Raw genomic sequence first — 25,991 nt, 5'->3', positions numbered from 1 at the left:
ACAAGACAGCGTTATGACTGTCGTGGTGTTAGTTTTTTCTGTTCGAGAAATTCACCGAGTCCTGTGGTTACATCAAATGGTCGACAAAAACGGCGAATGACACGCCCATCCTGCTCTAAGTCAACACATAATGGATCTGGTACAGAAACATTGAGCAAACTGCCCGAACGGTTAGATTTGTCTCGGTACATTTTAAACATATAGCGATGATTAGCTTTAAATTGGTGAATAACATGGATCGTTTCTGCCCGATCTGGAGAAATCGGATAAAAACGAATGACCACTTCATATTGCTTAGCAGGTACAGACAGATACAAACTATTGCTTTGACTCAACAGCGAACCATTTAATCTCACAATTCCTTGATGAATTGCCTGATTACTAATTCTGCGTGTCTGTGCATCAACGACAGTAATATCATTTAGTCGTTCGAATTCGCAACTTTTTGCACCCGAACAATATATTGCTGCATTCTGCCCCAAATTTTCATGTTTGGCCTGCTTAATACGAACAGTATCGACCACATTGTAAGTGCTTTGACAAGCACTGAGTGTTATTGCGCACAGGCCCAACAAAAAGCTATGAGTAACGTTCCTCTTCATTGTTCAAGCCCAATCCTCATCTAGTGCATAATTTTAAGGTGTTTTTATGCTTTAGCATGTTAGCAAGAGTTTGAACACGACGCCATGACTATGTTTAAAATGTACCAAAAGGTTAATTTATCTCTTGGAATACCCAAGGACGAACCTGTTTAGTTTTTTCTTCATAAGCGCGAATTGCATCTGCATTTTGAAGAGTTAAACCAATATCATCCAAGCCATTTAACAAGCAATGCTTACGAAATGGATCTACCTCGAATTTAAATGCTTCGCCATTTGGTGTACGAACTTCTTGCGCAGCTAAATCAATAGTTAATTGATAACCTTCATTCGCAGCACATTCTTTAAATAACTGATCAACAATGTTCTCAGGCAAAATGACTGGCAACATGCCGTTTTTAAAACAGTTATTAAAGAAAATATCCGCAAAACTTGGAGCAATAACAGTACGGAAACCATATTCGTTTAATGCCCAAGGTGCATGCTCACGGCTTGAACCACAACCAAAGTTAGTACGAGCAATTAAAACAGTTGCCCCTTGATAACGTGGCTGATTCAAAACAAAGTCAGGGTTCTTTGGGCGTACTGAGTTATCTTGACCCGGGTAGCCTTCATCTAAATAGCGAAGTTCATCGAATAAGTTGTCGCCAAAACCAGTACGTTTAATCGATTTTAAAAACTGTTTTGGAATAATTAAATCTGTATCGACATTGGCACGATCTAATGGTGCAACGATACCTTGTTCAACTGTATAAGCTTTCATGGTTTGCTCCAGACCGAATTAAAATGAACGAACGTCAACAAAATGACCCGCGATTGCAGCCGCCGCTGCCATTGCCGGACTCACCAAGTGAGTACGACCACCATTCCCTTGACGACCTTCAAAGTTACGGTTTGATGTAGATGCACAGTGTTCGCCCGGTTGTAACTTGTCTGCATTCATTGCTAAACACATTGAACAACCCGGTTCACGCCACTCAAAGCCAGCTTCCAAGAAAATTTTATCCAAACCTTCTTTTTCTGCCTGTTGTTTAACTAAACCAGAACCCGGAACAATCATCGCTTGCTTAATGCTAGAAGCCACTTTACGGCCTTTAACTACTTCAGCAGCAGCACGAATATCTTCAATACGTGAGTTGGTGCAAGAACCAATAAACACACGGTCAAGCTGAATATCAGCCAATGCCTGACCTGCATTTAAACCCATATATTGATACGCACGCGTCCAGTCACTACGTTGTACGTCATCTTTGGCTTGTTCTAAGGTTGGTACAGCTTTCGACACTGGAATCACCATCTCAGGTGAAGTACCCCAAGACACTTGTGGTTCAATCTCTGCGCCATTTAACTCAACTACTGCATCAAAAACAGCATCATTGTCTGAATGTAAAGTATTCCAGTAAGCAACCGCTTGTTCCCACTGCTCACCTTTTGGTGCGTAGCTACGGTCTTTTACGTATTCAATAGTCTTATCATCAACTGCAACCATACCAACACGTGCACCCGCTTCAATCGCCATGTTGCAAACGGTCATACGCCCTTCAATCGACATGTCACGGAAAACTTGACCACCAAACTCGATTGCGTAGCCTGTACCACCCGCAGTACCAATTTTACCGATAATGGCCAACACAACATCTTTTGGTGTTACACCCTTACCTAAAACGCCATCAACACGAACCAACATGTTTTTTGATTTTTTCTGAATCAAACATTGTGTCGCTAAAACATGTTCAACTTCAGATGTTCCAATACCATGCGCCAAACAACCAAAAGCTCCGTGAGTCGCAGTATGTGAGTCACCGCACACCACAGTCATGCCCGGCAAAGTTAAGCCCTGTTCAGGACCAACGACATGCACAATACCTTGGCGAATGTCATTAATACCAAATTCAACAATATTAAAAGCCTTACAGTTATCATCTAAAGTTTGAACCTGAATACGAGATGTATCATCTTCAATACCCGCAATACCCTGATCACGCTCTTTTTTAGAAGTAGGAACATTATGGTCTGGCGTAGCCACGTTTGCACTTAAGCGCCACGGTTGACGACCCGCAAGTTGCAAACCTTCAAATGCTTGTGGACTTGTTACTTCATGCAATAAATGACGGTCGATATAAAGTAAGCACGAACCATCATCACGCTCTGTAACTACGTGGTCATCCCACAATTTGTCATATAAAGTTTTGCCTGCCATGTCGTCTTGCTCCATTGGACTGGGTAATTCTAATCTTTCTTCGATTATAGCCAGAGTTTTACATAAATCTAATTTATCATTTTTATAAATTAGAAAACTTTTAGGAATCATTCCCGTGTTTATTTATATTGCTCAAAAATATTCAAATCGGTTTTGTTAATGATTATCATTTGCATAATCCATTTTTAATCTTATACTCTCATCTCTATACTAAAAATATCAAATATAGGTAGAGAGAATAATGATGGCTAATATTCAAAAATTCGTTGTAAACAACCAACGTACATTAAAGAAAACCTTAAGTTATTACATTATGCATATTACGGTAGCAATGCTAGTCGCGTACTTTGTAACAGGTAACATTTGGATGGCTTTAACCTTAAGTATGTTAGAACCAACCGTACAAGCATTTGCATTTTTCTTTCATGAAAAAGTATGGGCAGCAAAAGACCGCCGTATATCAGCTTTAGACGAAAAAGAGACAACTGCTTAGGTTAAGATTAATACGCAAAATCACAAGTTTATAGAACGTTTAGCTGCAAGCATGATACGATTTTGGCTTGGCGACTTTAGCCTCTCTCGATTTTTCTATTCCAAGTAGAGTTGTATTATGAATCTTGCAGCCTTTGAAGCTTTTGTAAAAGTTATGGAAACAGGGTCTATCTCTGTTGCTGCAGATCAACTCTTTATTACCCAGCCTGCTGTCACCAAACGTATTCATAGTCTCGAAGAATATTTCGGCGTAAAGCTATTTGAGTCGGCAGGACGTGGGGTTCAAGCCACTCATGCTGCACATTCATTATTACCAAAAGTCAAAAACTGGTTAAATGAACTTAAAGATATTCACCACACACTGAGTCATGAACAAACGCAAATACAAGGCCGTTTAAAAATCGGGACGAGCCATCACATCGGGCTGCATCACTTGCCTGCCCCACTTAAGCATTTTGTTCAGCAGTTTCCACAAGTCACGCTAGACGTGCATTTTGTTGACTCAGAACAAGCGCATGAACAGGTCCTTGCTGGTGATTTAGAGCTTGCATTTTTAACGCTTCCTCCTTCAGGAGATGAGCGTCTTAACTACATTACCATCTGGAATGATCCTTTAGTTTTTGTAGCTGCCCCATTTCATCCATTGGCACAGCAAAAAAATCTGACCTTACAAGACTTAATCGAATACCCAAGCTTATTGCCTGCCGCACAAACTTATACAGCTCAAATCACTTTGGCTGAGTTCGAAAAACAAGGACTTAAACCCAAAATCACCATGAGTAATAACCCTCTTGAGTCTATTCGTATGTTGGTCTCTATTGGTTTAGGTTGGTCAGTTTTACCAAAAACTCTACTGAATCAGGATATGCAGCAGCTTGATTTAGATGTCGAGATGAATCGCCAATTAGGAATGGTATGGCACCCTGCACGTACTCAATCTAGAGCTATGCAAGAATTGATTAAAATGATGCAGGATGCATAAAAGACACTCATTTAAGCATCTAATTTAATTTATCAAAGCTGCAATAGGCTTCGAATTTGTTGCACCATTTGGTTTTCATCAAGCATATGATGTGGAATGGTCATCGTTAATAGTTGATCTGATCGAAAATGACGGTCAACTTCAAGCATAACGTGAGTTTGATTAGGTTCTGCAACGAAAGAGACTTCAACCTCATTAAACCCACTAAACATACGTGAAGAGACAAATTCAAGTTCTTGGTAACAACCAATTGTTGATCTAAAATTTCGTGCAGTAAGTTGACCTTTTTCTACATCAACTGTTGATAAAATAAAGCTACATCGCTGCATGGCCTGTAAAAACATTTGCATAGCGGGAGTTGGCAGTACTTTTAAATAATCACGATCAGTTGCATCTAATCCCCAATCAACATCCATATGAGTTTGAATCCAAACACGTGTACCATTTCTTCGACAAGCGACTTCGGTAATCGGTGTCTCAAATGGTAATTGAATACTGAAAGGGAAGGAATAAGCTTGATGTGCAGGCAATAAAAAACGAGAATTTACTAACCACTCTTGTAAGACCAAAGGTTGATTAAACTCATGGTCACCAGATTCAACTTCTGCCATTGTCATCAACTTCAAATAAAGACCATTAATCTCTTTATCAGATGATCCCCCTTTGAAGCTAATTTCCCCATGCAGTGTCTCGCCTGCTTGCAAGTTTGGATTGTGTAAAACGGTTTCTACCGTTACGCCTTGAAGACCCAAACCAGACATAATTTTATTAAACATTTTTTCTCTAACCTTTCGAATTATTTCATGTCATCTGTAACAGCATACTTATTCTTAAAGCGCATCATCTCCAGCGAGTGGAATTTTACCCTCTGCAACTTCATTCATAAATTGTTGATAATCGTTTAAATTGCGCTCTGCATATTCTTCTGCATACGTTTGTAATACGTCTACAATCGTATCGCCCTCTCCAAGATATCCCATAAGTACATCTGCATTTCCAGATTTTGCATGGGCATGCGCTAAAGCTAAGCCACAATCTTCAGCATACTTATAGAAATACTCCTCATCCATATCATTAAGATTAAAAGAGATTTTCATATCACGTAACTGACGTACATGAAAATGTTGATTCGATATTGAAGAAAATCCAAGAAATATATCACTTGCGGCTTGCATCAGTTGCTGTCCATGTATTACACGTTCACCTTCGTGATTTACTTTTTCTACAAATAACGGACTAAGAATTGATGGATTCGCTTCTTTCATTTGTAAAATTAACGGCTCCCGATCTGCATCTTGAAATAATGCTATGGCTGATCGTGTACCAACACTTCCAATACCCACCACTTTAAAAGCCACATCTGTACATTGATAACGATCAAAAAGGACTTGGCGATCATATTTCAAAGAATCACGGTATTGTTGAAAGAATACATCAACATCTTTACTAAATGGTTCATCTGCACTTGGGTGCCATAATAACGGCGCATCATCTACAAAATGACGTAAACCTGTCTCTTGGTCTTGCTGTGTAAGCTTTGGCAAAACAGAATACACCGTTTTTTTCTGTGCCGAATCAATATCCTTTTCGCTTTTCTTTCTGATTTTTCGGCATTCACTATTTTCTAATAAGGTAATGGCATCAATTTTTTCATACCAAACTTGTAGTGGTGAAAGTTTTGCACTCTCTAATAAGTGCTGACGGTAACTATTCAGCATTATTTTAATTGCTCTTAAACCTACTTTATCTACAAGCTTAATATCACGTGCTGCAATCACAAAACTGGTTGCTAAACGCTTTACATCCCATTCAAATGGGGCAACTAAAGTTTCATCAAAATCATTGAGTCCAAATAACAAGTTACGTTCTGGACTTGCAAAACCACCAAAATTACTTAAATGACAATCACCACAAATTTGCTGAAATAAACCTGTATTTATTTGCTCCCATGCTTGGTCAAATAACATCAAAGAAGGCATGCCACGATAAAATGTAAACGGTGAAACACTCATCCGTTTTGCACGAATCGGTTTGAGTTTCTCTAACCTTCCTTGGTTACTCCAATCATAGATCGTTAAAGCAGTTGTATCTTTTGGTCGTTCAGAAAGTTTTGACAACTGTTCACGTGGTACTTTTTTACGTTGAGCCTTACCTAATTTAAAACCTTCACTTTTGCTCAGTAATTTCCCCTGATAGCGATGGCGTGTTAAGTCAATACTTTGATCATTCCAAAGTTGGCTTGGTAATTTAATCTGTGGTGTTTTTGACATTATTACCTCATTTTTAAAATTTATTTTTATTGAACTTATCAATATTTATTTTTGGATTAGGATTTTCAAGAAATATAAAAAAATGATTTAAACCTAATGAATTAAAAGTTGGAAGAGCTTATCTAACCCATAGCTCTTCCGACTCGATCATCTTAAATCGACCAGTCCTGAATTTCCCAGTTATGCTCTTGAGCTAACTTTTCTAGACGATCATCCGGATTTACCGCAATCGCATGTGTTGCATATTCAAGTAAAAAACGGTCATTGATTGAATCTGAATAAGCCCAAGACTCAGACACACTGCGTCCAGCCAACCAATCGTCAAGACGTGCTAGTTTACCTTTTTGATAACATGCCAAGCCCGCAACTTTACCAGTATATTTACCGTCAACAACTTCAGCATTGGTCGCTAAAATTTCAGTAATACCAAATTCACGAAAAATTGGCGCGGTAATAAAATCACTTGTTGCCGTAATACCCACAATGGTATGACCTAAGTCTTGGTGTTTCTTAATCGCATCGAAGCCTTTAGGGCGCATTTGTGGACGAATCACTTTTTGCATGAACAATTGGTGAAGCTCTGTTAAGTAGCTATTGTCATGTTTTGTTAAGAAACCAAAAACGAATTCATTATAAGCATATGGGTCAAGTTGGCCTGCTTTGTAATCTTCATAAAATTTATCATTCATCTGACGATGATGAACCGGATCAACCAAACCTTCATTGACTAAAAATTCACCCCACGAGTGGTCTGAATCGGTATTTAACAAGGTATGGTCTAAATCAAACAACGCCAGTTTCATGAAAATTCTCGTTTAAACTGAAATTTAAGAAAAAAAATGTAAATCTATCTCCGCTAGTCGATAGAAATTCGTTAAGATCGTAGCAATTTAAACATTTTACTTTGATCTTTTCGAGCTGGACATAAAAAAGTGTTTGTCCCCGCGATTAAAGTCAACGATATAGATAAATATTTAGGTAGCCAAATGATCGACTCAGAAGGTTTCCGACCCAATGTCGGGATCATTTTGGCAAACGATGATGGACAGGTTTTATGGGCAAAGCGCATTGGTCACAATGCTTGGCAATTTCCACAAGGAGGCATCCAGTTTGGAGAAACCCCTGAACAGGCACTTTTTCGAGAACTGAGAGAAGAAATCGGCTTATTGCCCGAACATGTCCAGATTATTGCGCAAACCAAAGGATGGCTGCGTTATCGTTTGCCACATCGGTACATTCGGTCAGACTCTGACCCTGTATGTATCGGACAGAAACAAAAATGGTTTTTACTGAAGTTAACTGCACCTGCAAAAAACATTCAGTTAAACCTCTCTGACCCGCCCGAATTTGACGAATGGCAGTGGGTTAGCTATTGGTATCCTCTTGGTCAAGTGGTCAACTTCAAGCGTGATGTTTACCGCAAAGCCATGGTGGAGTTGTGTACACAGTTGCCGTTGCAACAATTACCCTAAAAATCATTTATCTAGCAAATGATTTTTATTAAAAGTGCTGTTATAAATACATTCATAGTCTAAAAAATACTGGAGTATACATCCATGTCAAACATGCAACTCGACACTCTAAGACGCATTGTCCAAGAGATTAATGCGTCCGTGAGTTTGCATGAATCGTTAGACATTATGGTCAATCAGGTTGCTGAGGCCATGAAAGTGGATGTTTGCTCTATTTATTTACTCGATGAACGCAACCAGCGTTACGTCTTGATGGCCTCAAAAGGCTTAAATCCAGAATCTGTTGGTCATGTCTCATTGCAGATAGGTGAAGGCTTGGTCGGTTTGGTTGGGCAACGTGAAGAAATTGTTAACCTTGACAATGCCCCAAAACATGAGCGCTTCTTGTATTTACCTGAAACGGGCGAAGAAATTTATAACTCATTCCTCGGCGTACCTGTCATGTACCGTCGTAAAGTTATGGGCGTTTTAGTTGTCCAAAATAGACTTCCTCAAGACTTTAGCGAAGCAGCCGAATCCTTTTTAGTTACACTCTGTGCTCAGCTTTCTGGGGTGATTGCGCATGCTCACGCAGTTGGCAACATCGATGTATTTCGTAAGCCAAGTAATGGGCCTGCCTATAAAACCTTCCAAGGTGCGTCAGGTGCAGGTGGTGTTGCTTTAGGTCGTGCCATTATTTTGTATCCACCTGCCGACTTAGGCGCAGTCCCTGACCGTGAAGCAGAAGATATTAGCCATGAGCTTCGCCTTTTAGATCAAGCGATCTCATCAGTTCGTTCAGAGATTCGTTCTTTAGACGAAAAAATGCATGATTCACTCATGGCAGAAGAACGCGCTTTATTTAGCGTTTTCTTAAGAATGCTAGATGAAAATGCATTACCCGCAGAAATTAAAGATCTGATTCGTGATGGTCATTGGGCGCAAGGTGCTGTACGTCGTGTCATTGAAAAACACACCGCCCTATTTGCACAAATGGAAGATGACTATCTTCGCGAACGCGTTTCCGACCTTAAAGATTTAGGCCGACGTATTTTAGCGTGTTTACAAGAAGAAGATTCGAGCCACCGTGAACTCAGCCCAGACAGTATTTTAATTGGTGAAGAAATTAGTACTGCTGCGCTTGTGGAATTACCAGTAGATAATATTGCAGCCATTGTAACCTCAGAAGGTGCAGCCAACTCGCATATGGTAATTGTGGCGCGTGCATTAGGTATTCCAACAGTGGTTGGTGTCACTGAACTACCTGTTAACACGCTTGATGATGCAGAAATGATTGTGGATGCTTATCAGGGCCGTGTTTTTGTAAATCCGCCACGTCGTTTACGTCAACGCTATAAAGAAATTCAAAAAGAAGATGAGCAAATCGCAAAAGATCTCAAGCAATACGAGACCAAAGAGGCGATTACTCCAGATGGTGTATCTGTTCAGCTTTATGTGAATACAGGTCTCATGATTGATGTCGTTCGCGGCGTACAACGTGGTGCGCAAGGTGTAGGTCTATACCGAAGTGAAATTCCATTCATGTTGCGGGAACGCTTCCCAGGTGAAGAAGAACAACGTGCTATCTATCGTCAACAGTTGAGCCACTTTGCCAATAAGCCTGTGGTGATGCGAACCCTCGATATTGGTGCCGATAAAGACTTACCATACTTCAGTATCGAAGAAGAAAACTCGGCATTAGGATGGCGTGGTATTCGTTTTACACTCGATCATCCAGAGATTTTCTCGGCACAAATTCGTGCAATGCTTAAAGCAAGTATTGGCTTAAATAATTTGCATATTCTCTTACCAATGGTGACAACAGTAAGTGAAGTCGAAGAAGTACTTTATTTACTTGAACGTGATTGGATCGCTGTGCAAGAAGAAGAACAGGTTAAGATTACCAAACCAAAAATCGGGATTATGGTAGAGGTGCCAAGCGTACTGCTACAAATTGATGAGTTTGCTGAACTTGTCGATTTCTTCTCGGTTGGTTCAAATGACTTAACTCAATACTTGCTCGCAGTGGACCGTAATAACCCGCATGTGGCCAGCGTATATTCACACTTCCATCCATCTATTTTGCGTGCCCTAACCCGACTGGTGAAGGAATGTCACAAGTACCAAAAACCAGTAAGTATTTGCGGTGAGATGGCGGGTGATCCTTTATCAGCAATCTTACTGATGGCAATGGGCTTTAATACCCTTTCTATGAGTTCAAGTAACATCTTGCGTGTCCGTAAAGCAATTTGTCATGTACCAATGACAGATGCCCAAAAATTACTTGATGATGTGATGAAAATGAATAACCCACTTATTGTAAAAAGCTGGCTTGAGTACTACTTTAAAACGCATGGTTTAGCCGATATGGTTAAATCTAACCGTCTTGTCACTGTATAAATACTGAAAAAAAGGAGAGTTTTAACTCTCCTTTTTAATTGAACTATTTTTTAGATTTTCTCGTTATTTCAAACTCTTACCTACTGTATTCAACAATTTTGCTTAACTCTTAAAATCGGTTTTACCTATTAATATAGCCAATTTAATCCATTTGAAAAATAAATATTCAGATTTTAGTATATTTAAAGAACGAAGTTGAAAGATATTGCGATGTTTCAATGATTAAGGAGCTCATGCTATGCATCATTATTTGCAAAAGTCGAACCATTTTCCCTCTTGTTTTTTAGTCTTCATGCAGTAAATTGAAGGAATAATAAACAAAGGAAACTTATGTAGTATTGAATAAAAATGATGAGCTGACATAACAGTGAAAAAATTTAAACAGTTTACTTCACCACTTGTTCTCTCATTTCTTTATTTGATACACATCGTTTTTTAACCCAGAAGTCCAGGAAAATGAGCATTCGGTTCCATTTAAAGCTCAAATAAATATTACCCAGAGAGAATATAATCATGTCAAACGAATCAAAATGTCCCTTTTCAGGTCATAACTCAAAACCACAAGTAGCCCTCGGTGGTGGCACGACTAATTTACACTGGTGGCCAAATCAATTACGTGTTGACTTGCTTAATCAACATTCAGAACGCTCTAATCCACTTGGTAAAGATTTTAATTACCGCGAAGAATTTAAAAAAATTGACTACTACGCCCTTAAAGCTGATATCAAAAATGTATTAACCGATTCCCAAGACTGGTGGCCAGCCGATTGGGGAAATTACACAGGCTTATTTATTCGTTTAGCATGGCATGCTGCGGGTACCTATCGTATGGGTGATGGTCGTGGTGGTGCTGGTCGTGGTCAACAACGTTTTGCGCCATTAAATAGTTGGCCTGACAATGCGAGCTTAGATAAAGCACGTCGTTTATTATGGCCAGTTAAACAGAAATATGGTCAAAAAATATCATGGGCAGATTTATTTATTCTTGCTGGGAACATTGCACTTGAATCTTCTGGCTTCCGTACCTTTGGTTTTGGTGCAGGTCGTGAAGATGTTTGGGAACCAGATAACGATGTAAACTGGGGCGATGAAAAAGAATGGTTAGCTCACCGTAACTCTGAAGCTTTGGAAGGCAGTAATCTTGCAGCAACCGAAATGGGTCTAATTTATGTGAACCCTGAAGGTCCAGAAGCCAGTGGTGATCCAAAATCGGCTGCACCGTTTATTCGTGCGACTTTCGGCAACATGGCAATGGATGACGAAGAAATTGTTGCATTGATTGCAGGTGGCCATACTTTAGGTAAAACGCATGGTGCAGCCCCTGCTGACCATGTTCAGGCTGATCCTGAAGGTGCTCCAATTGAACAAATGGGAATTGGCTGGTCAAATAGCTTTGGTACAGGTGTTGGTAAAGATGCGATCACTTCAGGTTTAGAAGTAATTTGGTCACAGACTCCAACACAATGGAGCAATTACTTCTTTGAAAACCTATTCAAATACGAGTGGGTACAAGAACGCTCACCTGCTGGTGCAATTCAATGGGTAGCAGCAGATGCTGAAGCGATTATTCCTGATCCATTCGATCCATCAGTTAAACGTAAGCCAACTATGCTGACTACAGATTTGACTTTACGTTTTGACCCTGAGTTTGAAAAGATCTCTCGTCGCTTCCATGACGACCCTCAAGCATTCGCAAATGCATTTGCTCGTGCATGGTTCAAGTTAACTCACCGTGATATGGGGCCAAAAACACGTTATTTAGGCCCTGAAGTACCTGCTGAAGATTTAATTTGGCAAGACCCATTACCTGCTGCTAGCGCTATACCATCTGCTGCAAGTATTGCTGATGCAAAAGCAAAAATCGCTGCGTTAGGATTATCTGCTGGTGAGTTAGTTTCTCTTGGTTGGGCATCAGCATCAACATTCCGTGGTGGAGACAAACGCGGTGGTGCAAACGGTGCACGCATTGCTTTAGCGCCTCAACGTGGTTGGGAAGTCAATAAAAAAGCTGTTGAGACTTTAACTAAAATTGAAGAGCTCAAAGCATCGACCCAATTGTCATTGGCTGACTTAATTGTGCTTGCAGGTAACGTGGGTGTAGAGCAAGCTGCTCAAGCGGCAGGCTTTAACATTAGCGTTCCATTTGCTCCTGGTCGTGTTGATGCATTACAAAGTCAAACTGATATCGAAACTTTCCAATTGCTACTCGGCGCTGCTGATGGCTTTAGAAACTGGAAGAAAGAAGGTATCAACACACCAGCTGAAATCTTATTGATTGATAAAGCTCAGCAACTGACTTTGACTGCACCAGAGTTAACTGCATTAATTGGTGGTTTACGTGTACTGGGCACCAATTGGGATGGTTCACAACATGGTGTATTCACTCAGCAAGTGGGTGTACTCAGCACAGATTTCTTTACAAACTTACTCGACATGTCGAATGTATGGGCACCTGTTGATTCAACAAGTGAAGTATTTGAAGGCAAAGACCGTAAGACAGGTACAGTCAAATTTACTGCGACACGTAATGACTTAGTTTTTGGTTCAAACTCAATTTTACGTGCCTTGTCAGAAGTTTATGCTCAAGCCGATGGTAAAGAAAAATTTGTTCAAGACTTTGTTGCAGCATGGACAAAAGTCATGAATCTTGACCGTTTTGACTTAGCTTAATTTAAGTCAAAATCAAAAAAGCCAGTTCACATTGAACTGGCTTTTTTATATACAACATTGAGGTTTTAGACAGTCAATTTATGCCCTTCTCGAATACAATAAAAAGGATTAGCAAGTTTTGAGGAAGCTTTAATAGCGTGAGCTAAAGCATGCTCTGGATCTTCACGATTTTCATCTGTTAACTGAAAGGTTCGATAGTGAATCGCAACGGAACGATGGGCTTGTAAATCTAAATGTGCATGGACTGCGTCTTGAGGATTCATATGAACATAGCTCATTAGTTTACGAGGTTCATAAGCTCCAATTGGAAGTAAAGCAACACGCGGTGCCCCATAACGTGCATGTATCTGTTTGAAGTGCCCTGCATAGCCAGTGTCACCAGCAAAAAAACAATGTCCTGTTTTTGCTAAAACCGAAAACCCGCCCCAAAGTGCTTTATTTTGGTCACGTAAACCACGCCCCGAACCATGCTGAGCAGGTGTATAAACAATTCTTAACTCGTGATAAGGAATTTCCTGCCACCAGTCCATTTCAATGACATGGAACTCTTTAGGCAAGTAAAACCCGTTACCTAGCCCTGTATAAATCGGCATTGCAAATTTTTTATGTAGCCATTCAAGCGTTGCTAAATCCATATGATCATAGTGATTATGGCTCAGTAAAACTCCATGAATAGTTGGCAACTGTTCCAAGGCAAAACCTGCTGGACATACACGACGTGGACCACGACCATGCAGTGGACTCGCATAATCACACCATACTGGGTCAGTAATAAAGTTATATGGTCCAATTTGAATAAGTACAGTCGCGTGACCTACAAACCAAACTTGCCAATCATCTAAGTCCGCATGAGGGCGATTTTGTGGCAACGCAATTGGTGTATTAATGCGCGCTTCATATTCATGTTGAATATCTACATTCCAAGTATAAGATTCACGCGTAACTAACCAGCGTAATAGCTCTTTCGATCCCCGTGCTGGTGACCTAGGCTGCTGATTATAAAAACGAGTATCTTTTTCGTGGCCCAATTCAGGATGGCAAAAAGGCGGCTTTATCCAAGTATGCGTCCAACAGGACTGAGTCGGCAATTGATACGTTAATGTCGGCTTGTCTTTCATGGGCTTATTCTATGGTTGTAGCATCGAGAGGATGAATCATACTGTCTTCTATCTTAGCGATTTAAATAAATTAAGCTATGAAACTTACATTTATTTATCATATAAATATCCCTTTTATTTTCATCGCCACCCACACACATCAATCTAAACTGCCACAAAAGAATGTCTAGATATGTTGAGTTTGTGATTCATTAATTATAGTGCTTATTAAAAGCTACTGTATAACATAACAATCCTATATAATAAGCCGCCTATAACGAAAGGAGGAATTGTTTTTATCTCAGTTAATCAATTTTTATAAAATTGCTGACTTTTTTGATATGCATAAAATCGGAAAATACAGCAACATACAAGCGATACATTTATTAACAAAATACTATTGATACACAACTATACAAAGATTTCCTTCTATCAAAACTTCTACAAATAATAGTCTTTTTCATAATATGAGAAAATCACATATTATTTTTCAAGAGTAATTAAAATTTATGACTAGAATTTAAAATAAATTTGATTGTGAAGCTGGATTAATATATTTTATAAATTAATAATTAAAAAATTTTTCATATTAAATTAATAATGATTTATAAATTTTCATTTATTTTATAAATATCTAAAGCATCTTCACGCTATATACTTTTATGCTTTATACTTTACTTAAATCATAGTAAGACATTTTTTGGATTAGTCTTATGGAATTACGCCATCTTCGATATTTCATCACTGTTGCTGAAGAATTAAATTTTAGTAAGGCCGCTCTCAAACTCTACACCGCACAACCTTCCCTTAGCCAACAAATTAAAGATTTAGAAGAAGATGTCGGAGTACGACTTTTAAATCGCACAAAACGTAAAGTCGAATTAACAGAAGAAGGTGAAGTATTTTTAGAACATGCTCGTTTAACACTAGCCCAAGCTGATAAGGCAGTCGCTTTGGCACGCCAAGTCTCGAAGGCTAAACAACAGCTATTACGCATTGGTTTCGTCCCCATTGCAGAAATGAAAATTTTCCCCTATGTACTGCCAAATCTTCGCTTACAACACCCAGACCTTACGATTGAACTATCAAGCTTAAACAATACGGAGCAACTCAAAGCCTTAAAAAGAGGTGAACTCGATATCACCTTTACTCGTGACAATACTGAAACTGATGAAATTCAAAGCCAATTTGTTTTAACAGAACCTCTAATTTTTCTATTACCAAGAAATCATCCCCTCGCCAAATACGAACGTATCCCCGTAAAAGCGTTAAATGGTATTGATTTCATTATTCCTGCTGCTGAACAATCTAGCACGTTGCATAATACTATTTTAGAGTTTACTAAAACTTATAATATTGACCTCAATATTGTACAAAAGGCAGATAGTATTTTACTTAACATTAATTCTGCTGGATCAGGACTAGGATGCACGATTTTACCAGCCTATATTGCTCCGCTAGGCGTTGCTAACACCGTGGTTCGTCCTCTCGATGTTGAATTACCTTCTTTAGATTTATTTGTGAGTTATCGTAAAAATACACAATCTGTTGGTGTTAAAAGATTTATTGATCAGCTCAATAAAGTATTTCATCTTGATAAGAATCAAGATTAAACACCAAAGTTAAATCTACTTTTACTCTTAAATAATAAATTAGTTAGAAAATCTAAATTAAAGTATAAAATAAATGCATTTAATATTTATTTTATACTTTAATGAAGTAATTTAATTTTCGATAAATATATTATCATTAATTTATAAAATATTATTAATAAGCATAAAGCATATATAAAACTTAATGTTAAATTAACCAAACAGTAAAAAAATATTTACTAGAGCATATGGAGTGTCGAGTAAATGATAGCACTATTAAAGCATTTGGGTCGTAGCGTGCGAAATCGACCTCACTTCTTTATTGCTTTATTTGTGGGGGTTATTGCCGGAACTCTATTGACTTGGTTCACCTCATGGAAATGGTCCACTATTTTATTAGTCAGCTGGAATGGTTCGATTGGCTTATATTTATTGCATGTTTTCAAACTAATGAAAAATGCAGATCACTCTCAAATGCAGCAACAAGCTAAAAAACAAGATGAAAGCAAATGGGTGATTATGCTGATTGTTTTACTGGCAATTTCTATGTGTTTAGTTGCTATTTTAGTACAGTTGTCCCAGCTTCCTTCTGACCATTATGCAAAATTAGGACACGTTGCTTTAGCTTTACTTACGATTGTTTCAGCATGGCTTTTTATGCACACAGTTTTCGCCTTGCATTATGCACATGACTTTTATATGGCTTTATCGAGAAATGAAGAAAGTGGCGGATTAGAGTTCCCAGGCACCAAAAATCCAACTTATCCCGACTTCTTATATTTTAGTTATATTATTGGCACTTCAGCACAAACAGCAGATGTGTCGGTCACGACTAGGCATATGCGTTTGCTCAACTTATTTCATTTCGTATTAGCATTTGGCTTTAACACAACAATTTTAGCAATTTGTATTAACGTGGCTGCTGGTTTTATCAGTAACTAAAACGCTTGGGTTAAAAACAGAAAGCCACCCTAAAGGGTGGCTCGAAGTAGTATAAATTTACAGTAACTCGCCCATGCTGCTTTGTTTTAAGCCTTCACGTTGCTTAATCGTTTCAACATAACGTGTAATGGTAGGGTGTGATTCAATCGCGTTCATTTTCAATTGCCATAATAGCATTGCGCCAACACTTACATCTGCTGCCGTAAACTGTTCACCACATAAATAAGGCTTCGCTTCACTTAACCCTTCAACTAAAGCTTGGTAGGCATCGTTGTAATCACCATAACCAACAAACATTTTTTGCTCAGGTGTTACTTCTATTCCTAGAGCTTTATCAACGCCAGCAGCTTCCCAAGGACCTGCCATCATAAACAACCAACGGTAGTACAAACCACGCTTTGGATCATTCAAGGCTGGTGCTAAACCTTTGTCACTAAACTTGTCGGCTAGATATGCACAAATTGCCCCCAACTCATAAATAACCACATCGCCATCTACCAATACAGGTACTTTTCCAAAAGGATTAATTTTTAGATATTCCGGTGTTTTCATTTCAGTCTTGTATTCGACTTCAATACGTTCACACTCAACACCTAATTCGACTAAAAGCCAGTCGACCACAACACCACGTGATTCTTTGTTAGTATAAAGTTTAAGGCTCATTTTTTATGGCTCCTTGTTTATCGTGATGCTAGTCTACAAGGGTCTTTTGTCAGTTTTTGTCAGTAGTCGTTTGCGATTCTTGCGCCCACCATTGCTGGAACAGTTGTTGTTTAAATGATGGATATAACTCTTGGGTTAAACTTAAGTGTTGAATACGATCAAGTCTAAAATGTCGAAAGTCCTGTCTTAGTTCACACCATGCGGCCAACACAATTTTGTCATTAAAATATCCCAAGGCAAAAGGCCACAAGGTTCGAACACTACTTCGCTGTTGTTCATCATGATAATGCATCGAAATTTTGACTTGCTGCCGAATAGCTAACCGCACTTGTTCGACTCGATTTTCATCTACAGGCAGCCATGTGTTAAACGCTCTTAAGGTCGTTTGCTGTAATAAGTATTGGCGATGCTCAGGCAAAACAGAATTTAATTTAGCTAAGATGGATGTAGATGATGATTGTAAAGACTGGTCAGGCACACTCTTTAACCAATACAACGCCAAAAAAATAGCTTCAACTTCATTTTCATTGAGTGTCATTGGTGGTAATACAATGTCTTCTTTAAGCTGAAACCCTAAACCTGCTGATGCATCGATTCTCACACCTTGTGCACGTAGACTATCAATATCACGGTAAATACTACGAACACTAATTCCCATACGTTCAGCCAAGACTTGGGCAGTAACTGGATAACGGAATTCACGGAGTTGTTGTAAAAGATTTAATAAACGAATAGAACGGCTCATTTTTCTCGTCTTATTGTTATTGGACTTACAATAAGAGGGAATGAATTCCCCCTTCTTATATCATTCTAAATTACGCTACATCTGCTTTAGATAACTTTGCGTACTCTCTTAAAAAGTTATGCAGCTCAGGTACATCTTTAGCAATCGTTAAAGGCTGGAACTGTTGTAATACTTCGATTGAATGCACACCATAGCCTACACCAATACGTGGCATCCCTAAACGCTGTGCCATCTCAAGATCATAGCTGCTATCGCCAATCATGACTGCACGCTCAACACTCACCCCAGTGACTGTTAATATTTCTTGCAACATAAGTGGATCTGGTTTTGAACGAGTTTCATTGGCTGCGCGAGTCACATCAAACAAATGAGTACTTTGTGTTTTTGCAATCACACGGTCTAATCCACGACGGTTTTTACCTGTCGCTACGGCAAGCTTTAAACCTTGGGCTTTTAAGTCATGAAGTAGTTCAGAAACACCCTCAAACCATGCATCACTAGTCGAGTTCGCAATATAGTGATCACCATATGCTTTTAAAATCGATTCATGTAGCTCGGGCGCTTCCGGAAACAAAGTTTGCATCACTTCCGGTAAACCTAAACCAATAATGCTTTTTGCAGCTTCATCATTCAGAGTTAACTCATGCTGCTCTGCCGCATGCTGTAAACTTGCAACAATCTGACCAACAGAATTATATAAAGTACCATCCCAGTCAAAAATCACTAATTCGGTTTTCAGACTCATTTTGCTACTCTCAAAGCATCTAATAACTGGGTCATGTCTTCTGGTAAAGGCGCTTCGATCGTCGGATAACCCGGAATATCTAAACGCATCGCATGTAAACACAAACGGCGTGCTTCAGGGCCTGCATAAGCTGTATTATGCCCGTATTTATCATCACCAATCAAAGGGTGGCCAATACTTAAGCCATGTACACGAATTTGATGTGTGCGACCTGATAAAGGTGAAGCATGAACCAACGTGGCATTTTTAAAGCGCTCTGCAACCACCCATTCAGTTTTACTTGGTTTACCTTCTTTAGATACACGTACACGACGCTCACCATTGGCTAACTCATAGCGGAATAAAGGAGCATCAATGAGTTGCTTATCAAGACTTACCTGACCTTTTACAATAGCTGCATAGGTCTTACGAATTTTGTGTTCACGCAACATATCTTGTAGCAACTTTAAAGTGCTACGTTTTTTACTGATCATGACTAGACCAGAAGTATCACGGTCAATACGATGAATGAGTTCTAAATATTTTTTGCCTGTCGCCGCACGTAGTGCCTCAATCAAACCATAAGCCACACCACTGCCGCCATGTACAGCAATACCAGATGGTTTATTTACAACTAATAGACCTTCATCTTCGTAAACCACACGGCTTAACAAACTTTGTGCCACACCATTACTTACAGGAACAGCTGTTTCATCTTTTTGTTCATAGCGAATAGGCGCAACACGAATTTGATCTCCAATTGCGAGTTTGGTCTCGGCTTTAATACGTTTTTTATTCACGCGAACCTGACCTTCACGAATCAAACGATAAATTCGACTCTTTGGCACACCCTTTAAACGTGAAAACAGGAAATTATCGATTCGTTGTCCTGCTTGATGCTCATCCACCTCAAACCAAGTGACACTTTGCCATTGCTGTGTAGAATTCATACTAATATTTAAACCTGAAATTTTACGAAATTTGATTAATAAATGACCGATTAGCTTAGTTTTTTCACAAGAAATCTAAGCTTAGCCCATAGGCAGATGCTGCAAGGTTTGATATAGTCAGCGCACGGATACCGCCGTAAGTGAACATCTAATGGGAATTTTCCCTGATTGAAACCTCAATCAAAATGATGCTTTCATCACCAGCTCGGATTGGTCCTAAAGAATTATGCCGACGCCGAAGGCTTATTATATCGGCAAAATGACAAACTGTTGCGTTTAATTCAGTTTGTTCAAAAAAATATGTTACCAACTCTAGTTGGTTATGGAACGTAAACTGATACACATCAGACAAATCGATCCTTAATGTTGCCTTCAGGCTAAAGCGTTGATGCATTGGAACTGCCGAAAGCACCGATACGATGAGCATTCCGTATCAAACTTCCAATAAAGAAGTCACTTCGCGGCCAATGACAGTGAAAGTCATTAACCAATGCACCGCTCACCCGCCAGTGAAGCAAAAAGGAATTCCGATTTAAAGGTTGAAGCAGTATTGCCTACATCATAGACGAGAATCGAAGCTAAGGCTAAATGTAGCCGGTAACAGATGACTCAGACCACAAGTATTTTGAGATCTGGGAAATGATCCGTCATGTTCGATGTTCGTTCAGAACCTTTAAGTTTGTTTGGTTTGTTTGTGTGAGTCACTATTAGGTGTCACACCCATGAAACGTATGTTGATTAATGCAACTCACGCCGAAGAAGTTCGCGTTGCACTTATCACTGGTAATCGTCTTTACGATTTTGATTTAGAGAATCGTACCCGAGAACAGAAAAAATCCAATATCTATAAAGGCCATGTCACCCGCGTAGAACCTTCTTTAGAAGCTGTTTTTGTTGAATACGGCGCAGGCCGTCAAGGCTTCTTGTCTATGCGTGAAATTGCGAATAGCTATTTCCAGGCAGATCCTCGTCAGACTTCAAACATTCGTGAACTTATTACTGAAGGCACAGAGCTTTTAGTTCAGGTTGAAAAAGAAGAACGTGGCAATAAAGGTGCAGCGCTTTCTACTTTTATTTCTCTAGCAGGTCGCTATTTAGTTCTTATGCCAAATAACCCTAAAGGTGGCGGTATCAGCCGTCAAATTTCGGGTTCAGTACGCGAAGAGTTAAAAGAAATTTTAGCCTCTTTAAATGTACCTCGCGGCATGAGCGTGATTGTACGTACTGCTGGTATTGGTCGTACTCAAGAAGAATTACAGCTTGATTTACAGCACTTACTTGACCTTTGGGCACAAATTCAAAGTACAGCAAGCTCTGGCCCTTCTCCAATGCTTGTTCACCAAGAAGCTGGTGTTGTAACACGCGCAATTCGTGATTACTTACGTGATGACGTTGCTGAAATCTTAATTGATAGCGAACAAGCTTATAACGAAGCTTATAACTTTGTTAAAGCAGTCATGCCTCGTCAATTAGACAAATTAAAAACTTATACTTTAAATGAGCCATTGTTTGCTCATTTTGGTATTGAAAGCCAAATTCAAACTGCTTACGAGCGTGAAGTAAAACTTCCATCTGGCGGTTCAATCGTGATTGACCAGACTGAAGCTTTAGTTTCAATCGATATTAACTCTGCGAAATCAACTCGCGGGCATGATGTTGAAGAAACTGCACTGAACACAAACCTTGAAGCAGCAGAAGAAATTGCTCGTCAACTTCGTCTTCGTGACATTGGCGGTTTAGTTGTCATCGACTTCATCGATATGACTAAAGAACGCAACCAACGTATGGTTGAAGCAAAACTTCGTGAAGCAACCCAAAGCGATCGTGCTCGTATCCAGTTCGGTCAGTTGTCTCGTTTTGGCTTAATGGAAATGAGCCGTCAACGCTTACGTCCATCGCTTGAAGAAGCAACAGGTTATGTATGCCCTCGCTGTCATGGTACAGGCATGGTTCGTGACCTACGTTCGCTTTCTCTTTCAATCATGCGTAAAGTTGAAGAGATTGCTCTTCGTGAACGTCATGGTGAAGTTCAGGTTGAAGTTCCAGTTGAAATTGCAGCCTTCTTGCTTAACGAAAAACGCCATAGTCTGGTGTATTTAGAGCAAACTTCTGGTGTACGTGTGACTGTATTACCTCACCCACACTTAGAAACTCCGCATTACGAAATTGCTTATAACCCAGACGGTTTTGCTCCATCTAGTTATGAACGTACTGAAGCAACTCGCTCAAGCGAAAAAGAGCTGGGTTATGAGTCTTCTGAATGGCATTTAGAAGAAGCAGATCACGGGCATGCACATGCAACAGCTCAAACTTCAAATAATGCTCCAGCTCAGAAAAAAGCAAACCAAGCAAGTCAACCTGTAGCACAGCAAGCTGTAGCTCAAAAAGCGGCAAGTCCTTGTGCATGGTTAGAAAACTTATTTGTTCAAAAACAAGCGCAAACTGTTGATCAATCTCGTTCAGCACAAAATGCCGCAGCTGCGATTGAGCAAATGGTAAATACTGGTGCTGTTAGCCGTGGTCAGTTTGGTCAAGTGGCTGTACCTCCTGTTGCAGAAGTTGCGCCAGTTCAGTCAAATAATGCTTATATTTCACAGTCACCTGTGAAACAAGAAGTTCGTGAACATGTTGAAAAAGATGATAGATCTCAACAACAACGTCAGAACAACAAAAAGCGCAAACATAAAGAGCAACGTGAACAGCATCACCAAGCTCATGAACAACAACATCAAGTTCATGAAGAAGTGGTTCAGTTGTCACGCCAAGAGCAACGTGAATTAAAACGTCAGCAAAAGCGTCAACAACACCAAGATCAGCAACATCAAAATAATGATGTACAACAACAAACTGAGAATGTTGTTCCACGCCGTGATCGTAATAATCAACAACGTCCAAACCGTCCAAATCGCCATCGCGATCCAAGCGTATTAAATGAAAATCAAAATACGCCAGCGGCACCAGTAGTTGTTGATGAAAAACAAGTTAAAGTGGATGTAATTGACGCACCTAAACATGATGTCATGAACACAGCTTTAATCATCAACGTTGACCAAGGTCAAAGCGAAATTGTTGCGCTAACGCCTGAACAAAAGGTTGAACATGTTGAAGCGGCTCCTGTTGAAGTTGCTCAAGAGCCAACTCCTGCACCAGTTGTAGAAGAGAAAGCTGTTGTTGCAGAAACAAAAGAAGCGCAACCAACTAAAGAAGCTACTCAGCCTCAAATCCAACGTGCTAGCAACGATCCTCGTATGCGTCGTCGTCAGCAACGTGAAGCTAAACAAGCTAAAGCAGCTACTCCAACTGTTACGCCATCGCAAATTCCAACTTTGGCACAATACACAATTGGTAGCTTAATTCGTCACGTATATGGCGAAGACTGCACTGTGTTAATTGAACAATTTGGTTTAGTACCAACGTTTAATCGTGCTTTGCAGAAGTTTACGGAACAGTACGCAAGTACTTTGGTGGTTGAAGTAACTTCAGAAACAGAAGAGAAAAAACCGGTAACTCGTGATGCAGAACTTCCAAGCCATAAACCAGCTGAAGAAGCAGAACCAGCACCAGTGCTTCCGCTTACTCCATCGCAAGCGCCGACTCCACGTGTTGCAAATGATCCACGTGAACGTCGCCGTTTAGCAAAATTGGCTGCTGAGCAAGCATTTGAGCAAGTGAAACAACAACACTCTACTCAAGAGGAAGTAGCTACCTCTGCTCCTGTAGTAGAAGAAACTGTTGTTGCTCCTATTGCTGAAACACAAGCGCCTGTTGAATCAAAGCAACAACCGCTTGAGCTTGATCAAGTAACTGAGGTGGCATCTAGCGTAGAAGAAGCGCCAGTTGAAGCTGTAGTAGAAGCTCCAATTGCGAAACAGCCGAAAGCAGCGGCAAAAGCTAAAGCAGCTCCAGAACAAGCTGCTGAGTCAACTGAAGCTCCTACAGAGAGTGAACCAGAAGATTCTAAAGCTGATAAGGACAAACCAAGTCGTCCTCGTCGCCCTCGTGGCCGTCCACCAAAAAAAGCTAATCCTGTAGCTGAGTAAGCCATTTGCTCAATTGCAGCTAATTTAAACAAACCTAGTCATTTCGATGACTAGGTTTTTTTTGTTATTTTTAACCAATTAGGTTGATTGCACTAGAAGAAAAGTTTTAAAAGCATGGTGAACCATGAAAACTATTGGACTTTTTGCCCACACAACCTTTTTTGGATTGATCGAAAAATAAATAGGATTGATATGAGCCAGACAACACAGACCGATATCATTACTCTTGGTGATGTTGCCACAAGACTTCCTAGCTTCATTCCCAAAGTACCCCATATCCTAAATGGTCTTAAACAGGCTTATTTAAGAACATCACATACTCCAACAGGTTTGGGTATTGCTTTTGAAAAAGCTGTTAAACGGAATCCGAAAGGCACGGCATTATTATTTGAAGATCAAAGTTATTCTTATGAAGCTTTAAATGAATGGGCAAATCAGATTTCTCATTACTATCTTTCTATTGGAGCGCGTAAAGGAGACGTCATTGCTGTAATGATTGAAAACCGCTCCGAGCTAATCGCAACAATTGTTGGTTTGGCTAAAATTGGGGTGACCATTGCACTTGTGAATACCTCTCAAGTCGGTAAAGTTCTCGCTCATAGCATCAATCTCGTAAAGCCAATTGCTGTTATTGCGGGTGAAGAAGTTCGAGCAGCTATTGATGAAATTCGCCAAGATTTAAATGTTCCTAAAGACCGTTTTCATTGGTTTGCAGATCAGGCAACACGTCAAAATGCAGGTAAAGCACCTCAAGGTTATGCGAATCTAGCTGAACAAATTGATCAATTTCCAAAATTTAACCCATCGACTACTCGTTCTGTGACGGGTAATGATGGCCTATTCTATATCTACACCTCTGGTACAACAGGTTTACCAAAGGCAGTTATTTTCAAGCATAGTCGCTGGACATTAGCGTATGGCACTTATGGCCATATCTTAAACTTAGGCCCAGATGACGTTATGTACGTTACCTTACCGCTTTATCATGCAACAGGTGTTGTGGTTTGCTGGTGTGGTGTAATCGCAGGCAGCTCTACTCTTGCTATTCGACGTAAATATTCGACTAGCGCATTCTGGAAAGACGTTCAAAAATTTAATGCGTCTGCAATTGGTTATGTTGGCGAACTTTGCCGTTACCTAATGGATGCTCCAGTTACCGAACTTGACCGTAACCACCGCGTCACCAAAATGATCGGTAACGGCATGCGTCCAAACATATGGGACAAGTTCAAACAACGTTTCGGCGTTAAAGAAGTTCTTGAACTTTATGCATCGAGCGAAGGTAACGTTGGATTTAGCAATATTTTCAACTTCGACAACACAGTTGGCTTCTCTCCTACACCATATGCCATTGTTCAGTTCGATAAAGAGAAAAATGAGCCTATCCGCGACAAAAACGGCTGGTGTCAAAAAGTTAAAGCAGGTGAGGTTGGCCTGCTAGTTGGAAAAATTACTAGCCGCTCTCCATTTGACGGTTATACAGACCCTGAAAAGAACAAATCTGTAATTTGGAAAGATGTTTTCAAAAAAGGCGACTCTTATTTCAACACAGGTGATTTAGTTCGAGATATTGGTTTCCGTCATGCTCAGTTTGTGGACCGTCTAGGCGACACTTTCCGCTGGAAAGGTGAAAACGTATCCACCACTGAAGTGGAAAACATGGTATGCGAATACGAAAAAATTGCTGAAGCTGTCGTTTATGGTGTAGAAATTCCAAATACCAATGGTCGTGCTGGTATGGCAGCCATCACGCTGGCAGATGGTGAAGAGTTAAATGACGCAGATTTAACCGAAATGGTGTCTGTCTTTAAGAAGTGTTTGCCTGCTTATGCCGTACCGGTGTTTTTACGTGTACAAAAAAAGGTCGAAACAACAGGTACTTTTAAATATCAGAAGAATAAACTGAAAGAAGATGCGTTTAATCCGAGCAAAACTTCTGAACGTTTACTCGCTTTATTGCCTGGTGCAAACAGTTATTGTGACATCACAACTGAAATTTTTGACAACATTCAGGCATATAAATACCGTTTTTAGTTCATTTTTTAGCTAAACAAGAGGAAATCGTGCTTTTTATAGGCAATCATGCAAATGTTTTTAAATTTCCTCTTGTGTTAGTTGAATAACTTGCTAAAATACGCGACATCAAAACGATACGGGTCGTTAGCTCAGTTGGT

Annotated in this window: 20 protein-coding genes; 9 read left to right on the top strand and 11 right to left on the bottom strand. The window is 39.8% G+C overall.

Features of this window, described 5'->3' with window-relative positions:
* Positions 1–11 precede the first annotated feature (11 nt).
* The 3 genes from B554_RS0110580 to leuC form a co-directional block, all read right to left on the bottom strand.
* Positions 12–602, bottom strand: coding sequence for a hypothetical protein (locus B554_RS0110580; RefSeq protein ID WP_004698919.1), 591 nt, complete (start codon positions 600–602; stop codon positions 12–14).
* Positions 603–714: 112 nt separating this feature from the next.
* Positions 715–1,362, bottom strand: a complete 648-nt coding sequence (gene leuD, locus B554_RS0110575) for a 3-isopropylmalate dehydratase small subunit (protein ID WP_004698920.1) — start codon at positions 1,360–1,362, stop codon at positions 715–717.
* 18 nt (positions 1,363–1,380) lie between these two features.
* Positions 1,381–2,799, bottom strand: coding sequence for a 3-isopropylmalate dehydratase large subunit (gene leuC / locus B554_RS0110570; RefSeq protein ID WP_025465188.1), 1,419 nt, complete (start codon positions 2,797–2,799; stop codon positions 1,381–1,383).
* Between the two features lie 244 nt (positions 2,800–3,043).
* Here leuC and B554_RS0110565 point away from each other — a divergent pair, with 244 nt between their 5' ends.
* Positions 3,044–3,292: a DUF2061 domain-containing protein gene (locus B554_RS0110565; protein ID WP_031944944.1), complete on the top strand. Its 249-nt coding sequence runs from the start codon at positions 3,044–3,046 to the stop codon at positions 3,290–3,292.
* A gap of 117 nt (positions 3,293–3,409) precedes the next feature.
* On the top strand, positions 3,410–4,273 hold the full coding sequence (locus B554_RS0110560; protein WP_019458023.1) for a LysR family transcriptional regulator: 864 nt from the start codon (positions 3,410–3,412) through the stop codon (positions 4,271–4,273).
* A 32-nt stretch (positions 4,274–4,305) separates the two neighbouring features.
* Here the strand turns inward: B554_RS0110560 and B554_RS0110555 are convergent, their stop codons facing one another.
* The 3 genes from B554_RS0110555 to B554_RS0110545 form a co-directional block, all read right to left on the bottom strand.
* Complete coding sequence (locus B554_RS0110555) at positions 4,306–5,049, bottom strand: sporulation protein (RefSeq protein ID WP_019458022.1); 744 nt, start codon at positions 5,047–5,049, stop codon at positions 4,306–4,308.
* 54 nt (positions 5,050–5,103) lie between these two features.
* On the bottom strand, positions 5,104–6,543 hold the full coding sequence (locus B554_RS0110550) for a DUF2252 domain-containing protein (RefSeq protein WP_019458021.1): 1,440 nt from the start codon (positions 6,541–6,543) through the stop codon (positions 5,104–5,106).
* 152 nt (positions 6,544–6,695) lie between these two features.
* Positions 6,696–7,346 (bottom strand): HAD family hydrolase, encoded by a 651-nt coding sequence (locus B554_RS0110545; protein ID WP_019458020.1) that lies wholly within the window; start codon positions 7,344–7,346, stop codon positions 6,696–6,698.
* A 183-nt stretch (positions 7,347–7,529) separates the two neighbouring features.
* On the opposite strand from B554_RS0110545, the gene B554_RS0110540 reads away from it, so the two are divergent.
* The 3 genes from B554_RS0110540 (at position 7,530) to katG (ending at position 13,064) form a co-directional block, all read left to right on the top strand.
* Positions 7,530–8,015 carry an RNA pyrophosphohydrolase gene (locus B554_RS0110540; RefSeq protein ID WP_019458019.1) on the top strand — a complete coding sequence of 162 codons (486 nt, stop codon included), beginning with the start codon at positions 7,530–7,532 and terminating at the stop codon, positions 8,013–8,015.
* 84 nt (positions 8,016–8,099) lie between these two features.
* Positions 8,100–10,394: a phosphoenolpyruvate--protein phosphotransferase gene (gene ptsP, locus B554_RS0110535; protein WP_004698933.1), complete on the top strand. Its 2,295-nt coding sequence runs from the start codon at positions 8,100–8,102 to the stop codon at positions 10,392–10,394.
* A gap of 513 nt (positions 10,395–10,907) precedes the next feature.
* Positions 10,908–13,064 carry a catalase/peroxidase HPI gene (gene katG / locus B554_RS0110530; RefSeq protein ID WP_019458018.1) on the top strand — a complete coding sequence of 719 codons (2,157 nt, stop codon included), beginning with the start codon at positions 10,908–10,910 and terminating at the stop codon, positions 13,062–13,064.
* Between the two features lie 65 nt (positions 13,065–13,129).
* Here the strand turns inward: katG and B554_RS0110525 are convergent, their stop codons facing one another.
* On the bottom strand, positions 13,130–14,182 hold the full coding sequence (locus B554_RS0110525; protein WP_004698935.1) for an MBL fold metallo-hydrolase: 1,053 nt from the start codon (positions 14,180–14,182) through the stop codon (positions 13,130–13,132).
* A 692-nt stretch (positions 14,183–14,874) separates the two neighbouring features.
* On the opposite strand from B554_RS0110525, the gene hcaR reads away from it, so the two are divergent.
* Positions 14,875–15,774: a DNA-binding transcriptional regulator HcaR gene (hcaR, locus tag B554_RS0110520; RefSeq protein WP_019458017.1), complete on the top strand. Its 900-nt coding sequence runs from the start codon at positions 14,875–14,877 to the stop codon at positions 15,772–15,774.
* Positions 15,775–16,017: 243 nt separating this feature from the next.
* On the top strand, positions 16,018–16,695 hold the full coding sequence (locus B554_RS0110515; RefSeq protein WP_019458016.1) for a DUF1345 domain-containing protein: 678 nt from the start codon (positions 16,018–16,020) through the stop codon (positions 16,693–16,695).
* Positions 16,696–16,752: 57 nt separating this feature from the next.
* Here B554_RS0110515 and B554_RS0110510 read toward each other — a convergent pair whose 3' ends face one another.
* From B554_RS0110510 to B554_RS0110495, 4 genes are all read right to left on the bottom strand, one after another.
* A complete protein-coding gene (locus B554_RS0110510; protein WP_019458015.1) occupies positions 16,753–17,358 on the bottom strand; it encodes a glutathione S-transferase family protein in 606 nt (201 codons plus the stop codon).
* 49 nt (positions 17,359–17,407) lie between these two features.
* The gene (locus B554_RS0110505; protein ID WP_019458014.1) at positions 17,408–18,103 is read right to left on the bottom strand and encodes a helix-turn-helix transcriptional regulator; all 696 of its coding nucleotides are present in this window, start codon (positions 18,101–18,103) and stop codon (positions 17,408–17,410) included.
* Between the two features lie 70 nt (positions 18,104–18,173).
* Complete coding sequence (locus B554_RS0110500; protein ID WP_019458013.1) at positions 18,174–18,848, bottom strand: HAD-IA family hydrolase; 675 nt, start codon at positions 18,846–18,848, stop codon at positions 18,174–18,176.
* Positions 18,845–19,777, bottom strand: coding sequence for an RluA family pseudouridine synthase (locus B554_RS0110495; protein WP_019458012.1), 933 nt, complete (start codon positions 19,775–19,777; stop codon positions 18,845–18,847). The genes B554_RS0110500 and B554_RS0110495 overlap by 4 nt, the downstream gene beginning before the upstream one ends.
* 722 nt (positions 19,778–20,499) lie before the next feature.
* Here B554_RS0110495 and B554_RS0110490 point away from each other — a divergent pair.
* Both B554_RS0110490 and B554_RS0110485 read left to right on the top strand, forming a co-directional pair.
* Positions 20,500–23,817: an Rne/Rng family ribonuclease gene (locus B554_RS0110490; RefSeq protein WP_019458011.1), complete on the top strand. Its 3,318-nt coding sequence runs from the start codon at positions 20,500–20,502 to the stop codon at positions 23,815–23,817.
* Positions 23,818–24,009: 192 nt separating this feature from the next.
* Positions 24,010–25,851: a long-chain-acyl-CoA synthetase gene (locus B554_RS0110485; RefSeq protein WP_019458010.1), complete on the top strand. Its 1,842-nt coding sequence runs from the start codon at positions 24,010–24,012 to the stop codon at positions 25,849–25,851.
* The last annotated feature ends 140 nt before the right edge of the window (positions 25,852–25,991 follow it).

Source organism: Acinetobacter sp. GG2 (genome assembly GCF_000292385.1).
Taxonomy (GTDB): Bacteria; Pseudomonadota; Gammaproteobacteria; order Pseudomonadales; family Moraxellaceae; genus Acinetobacter; species Acinetobacter seifertii.
The sequence above is the reverse complement of the archived record's forward strand: the minus strand, read 5'-3'. Positions and strand labels throughout refer to the sequence as shown.

What these genes read in the sequence shown, in the direction of transcription:
- B554_RS0110560 (WP_019458023.1), top strand. Translation starts at nt 3,410, where the DNA reads ATGAATCTTGCAGCCTTTGAAGCTTTTGTAAAAGTTATGGAAACAGGG.
- B554_RS0110555 (WP_019458022.1), bottom strand. Translation starts at nt 5,049, where the DNA reads ATGTTTAATAAAATTATGTCTGGTTTGGGTCTTCAAGGCGTAACGGTA.
- B554_RS0110545 (WP_019458020.1), bottom strand. Translation starts at nt 7,346, where the DNA reads ATGAAACTGGCGTTGTTTGATTTAGACCATACCTTGTTAAATACCGAT.
- B554_RS0110525 (WP_004698935.1), bottom strand. Translation starts at nt 14,182, where the DNA reads ATGAAAGACAAGCCGACATTAACGTATCAATTGCCGACTCAGTCCTGT.
- B554_RS0110540 (WP_019458019.1), top strand. Translation starts at nt 7,530, where the DNA reads ATGATCGACTCAGAAGGTTTCCGACCCAATGTCGGGATCATTTTGGCA.
- B554_RS0110490 (WP_019458011.1), top strand. Translation starts at nt 20,500, where the DNA reads ATGAAACGTATGTTGATTAATGCAACTCACGCCGAAGAAGTTCGCGTT.
- hcaR (WP_019458017.1), top strand. Translation starts at nt 14,875, where the DNA reads ATGGAATTACGCCATCTTCGATATTTCATCACTGTTGCTGAAGAATTA.
- leuC (WP_025465188.1), bottom strand. Translation starts at nt 2,799, where the DNA reads ATGGCAGGCAAAACTTTATATGACAAATTGTGGGATGACCACGTAGTT.
- katG (WP_019458018.1), top strand. Translation starts at nt 10,908, where the DNA reads ATGTCAAACGAATCAAAATGTCCCTTTTCAGGTCATAACTCAAAACCA.
- B554_RS0110510 (WP_019458015.1), bottom strand. Translation starts at nt 17,358, where the DNA reads ATGAGCCTTAAACTTTATACTAACAAAGAATCACGTGGTGTTGTGGTC.
- B554_RS0110515 (WP_019458016.1), top strand. Translation starts at nt 16,018, where the DNA reads ATGATAGCACTATTAAAGCATTTGGGTCGTAGCGTGCGAAATCGACCT.
- leuD (WP_004698920.1), bottom strand. Translation starts at nt 1,362, where the DNA reads ATGAAAGCTTATACAGTTGAACAAGGTATCGTTGCACCATTAGATCGT.
- B554_RS0110485 (WP_019458010.1), top strand. Translation starts at nt 24,010, where the DNA reads ATGAGCCAGACAACACAGACCGATATCATTACTCTTGGTGATGTTGCC.
- B554_RS0110580 (WP_004698919.1), bottom strand. Translation starts at nt 602, where the DNA reads ATGAAGAGGAACGTTACTCATAGCTTTTTGTTGGGCCTGTGCGCAATA.
- B554_RS0110550 (WP_019458021.1), bottom strand. Translation starts at nt 6,543, where the DNA reads ATGTCAAAAACACCACAGATTAAATTACCAAGCCAACTTTGGAATGAT.
- B554_RS0110495 (WP_019458012.1), bottom strand. Translation starts at nt 19,777, where the DNA reads ATGAATTCTACACAGCAATGGCAAAGTGTCACTTGGTTTGAGGTGGAT.
- B554_RS0110505 (WP_019458014.1), bottom strand. Translation starts at nt 18,103, where the DNA reads ATGAGCCGTTCTATTCGTTTATTAAATCTTTTACAACAACTCCGTGAA.
- B554_RS0110565 (WP_031944944.1), top strand. Translation starts at nt 3,044, where the DNA reads ATGGCTAATATTCAAAAATTCGTTGTAAACAACCAACGTACATTAAAG.
- B554_RS0110500 (WP_019458013.1), bottom strand. Translation starts at nt 18,848, where the DNA reads ATGAGTCTGAAAACCGAATTAGTGATTTTTGACTGGGATGGTACTTTA.
- ptsP (WP_004698933.1), top strand. Translation starts at nt 8,100, where the DNA reads ATGTCAAACATGCAACTCGACACTCTAAGACGCATTGTCCAAGAGATT.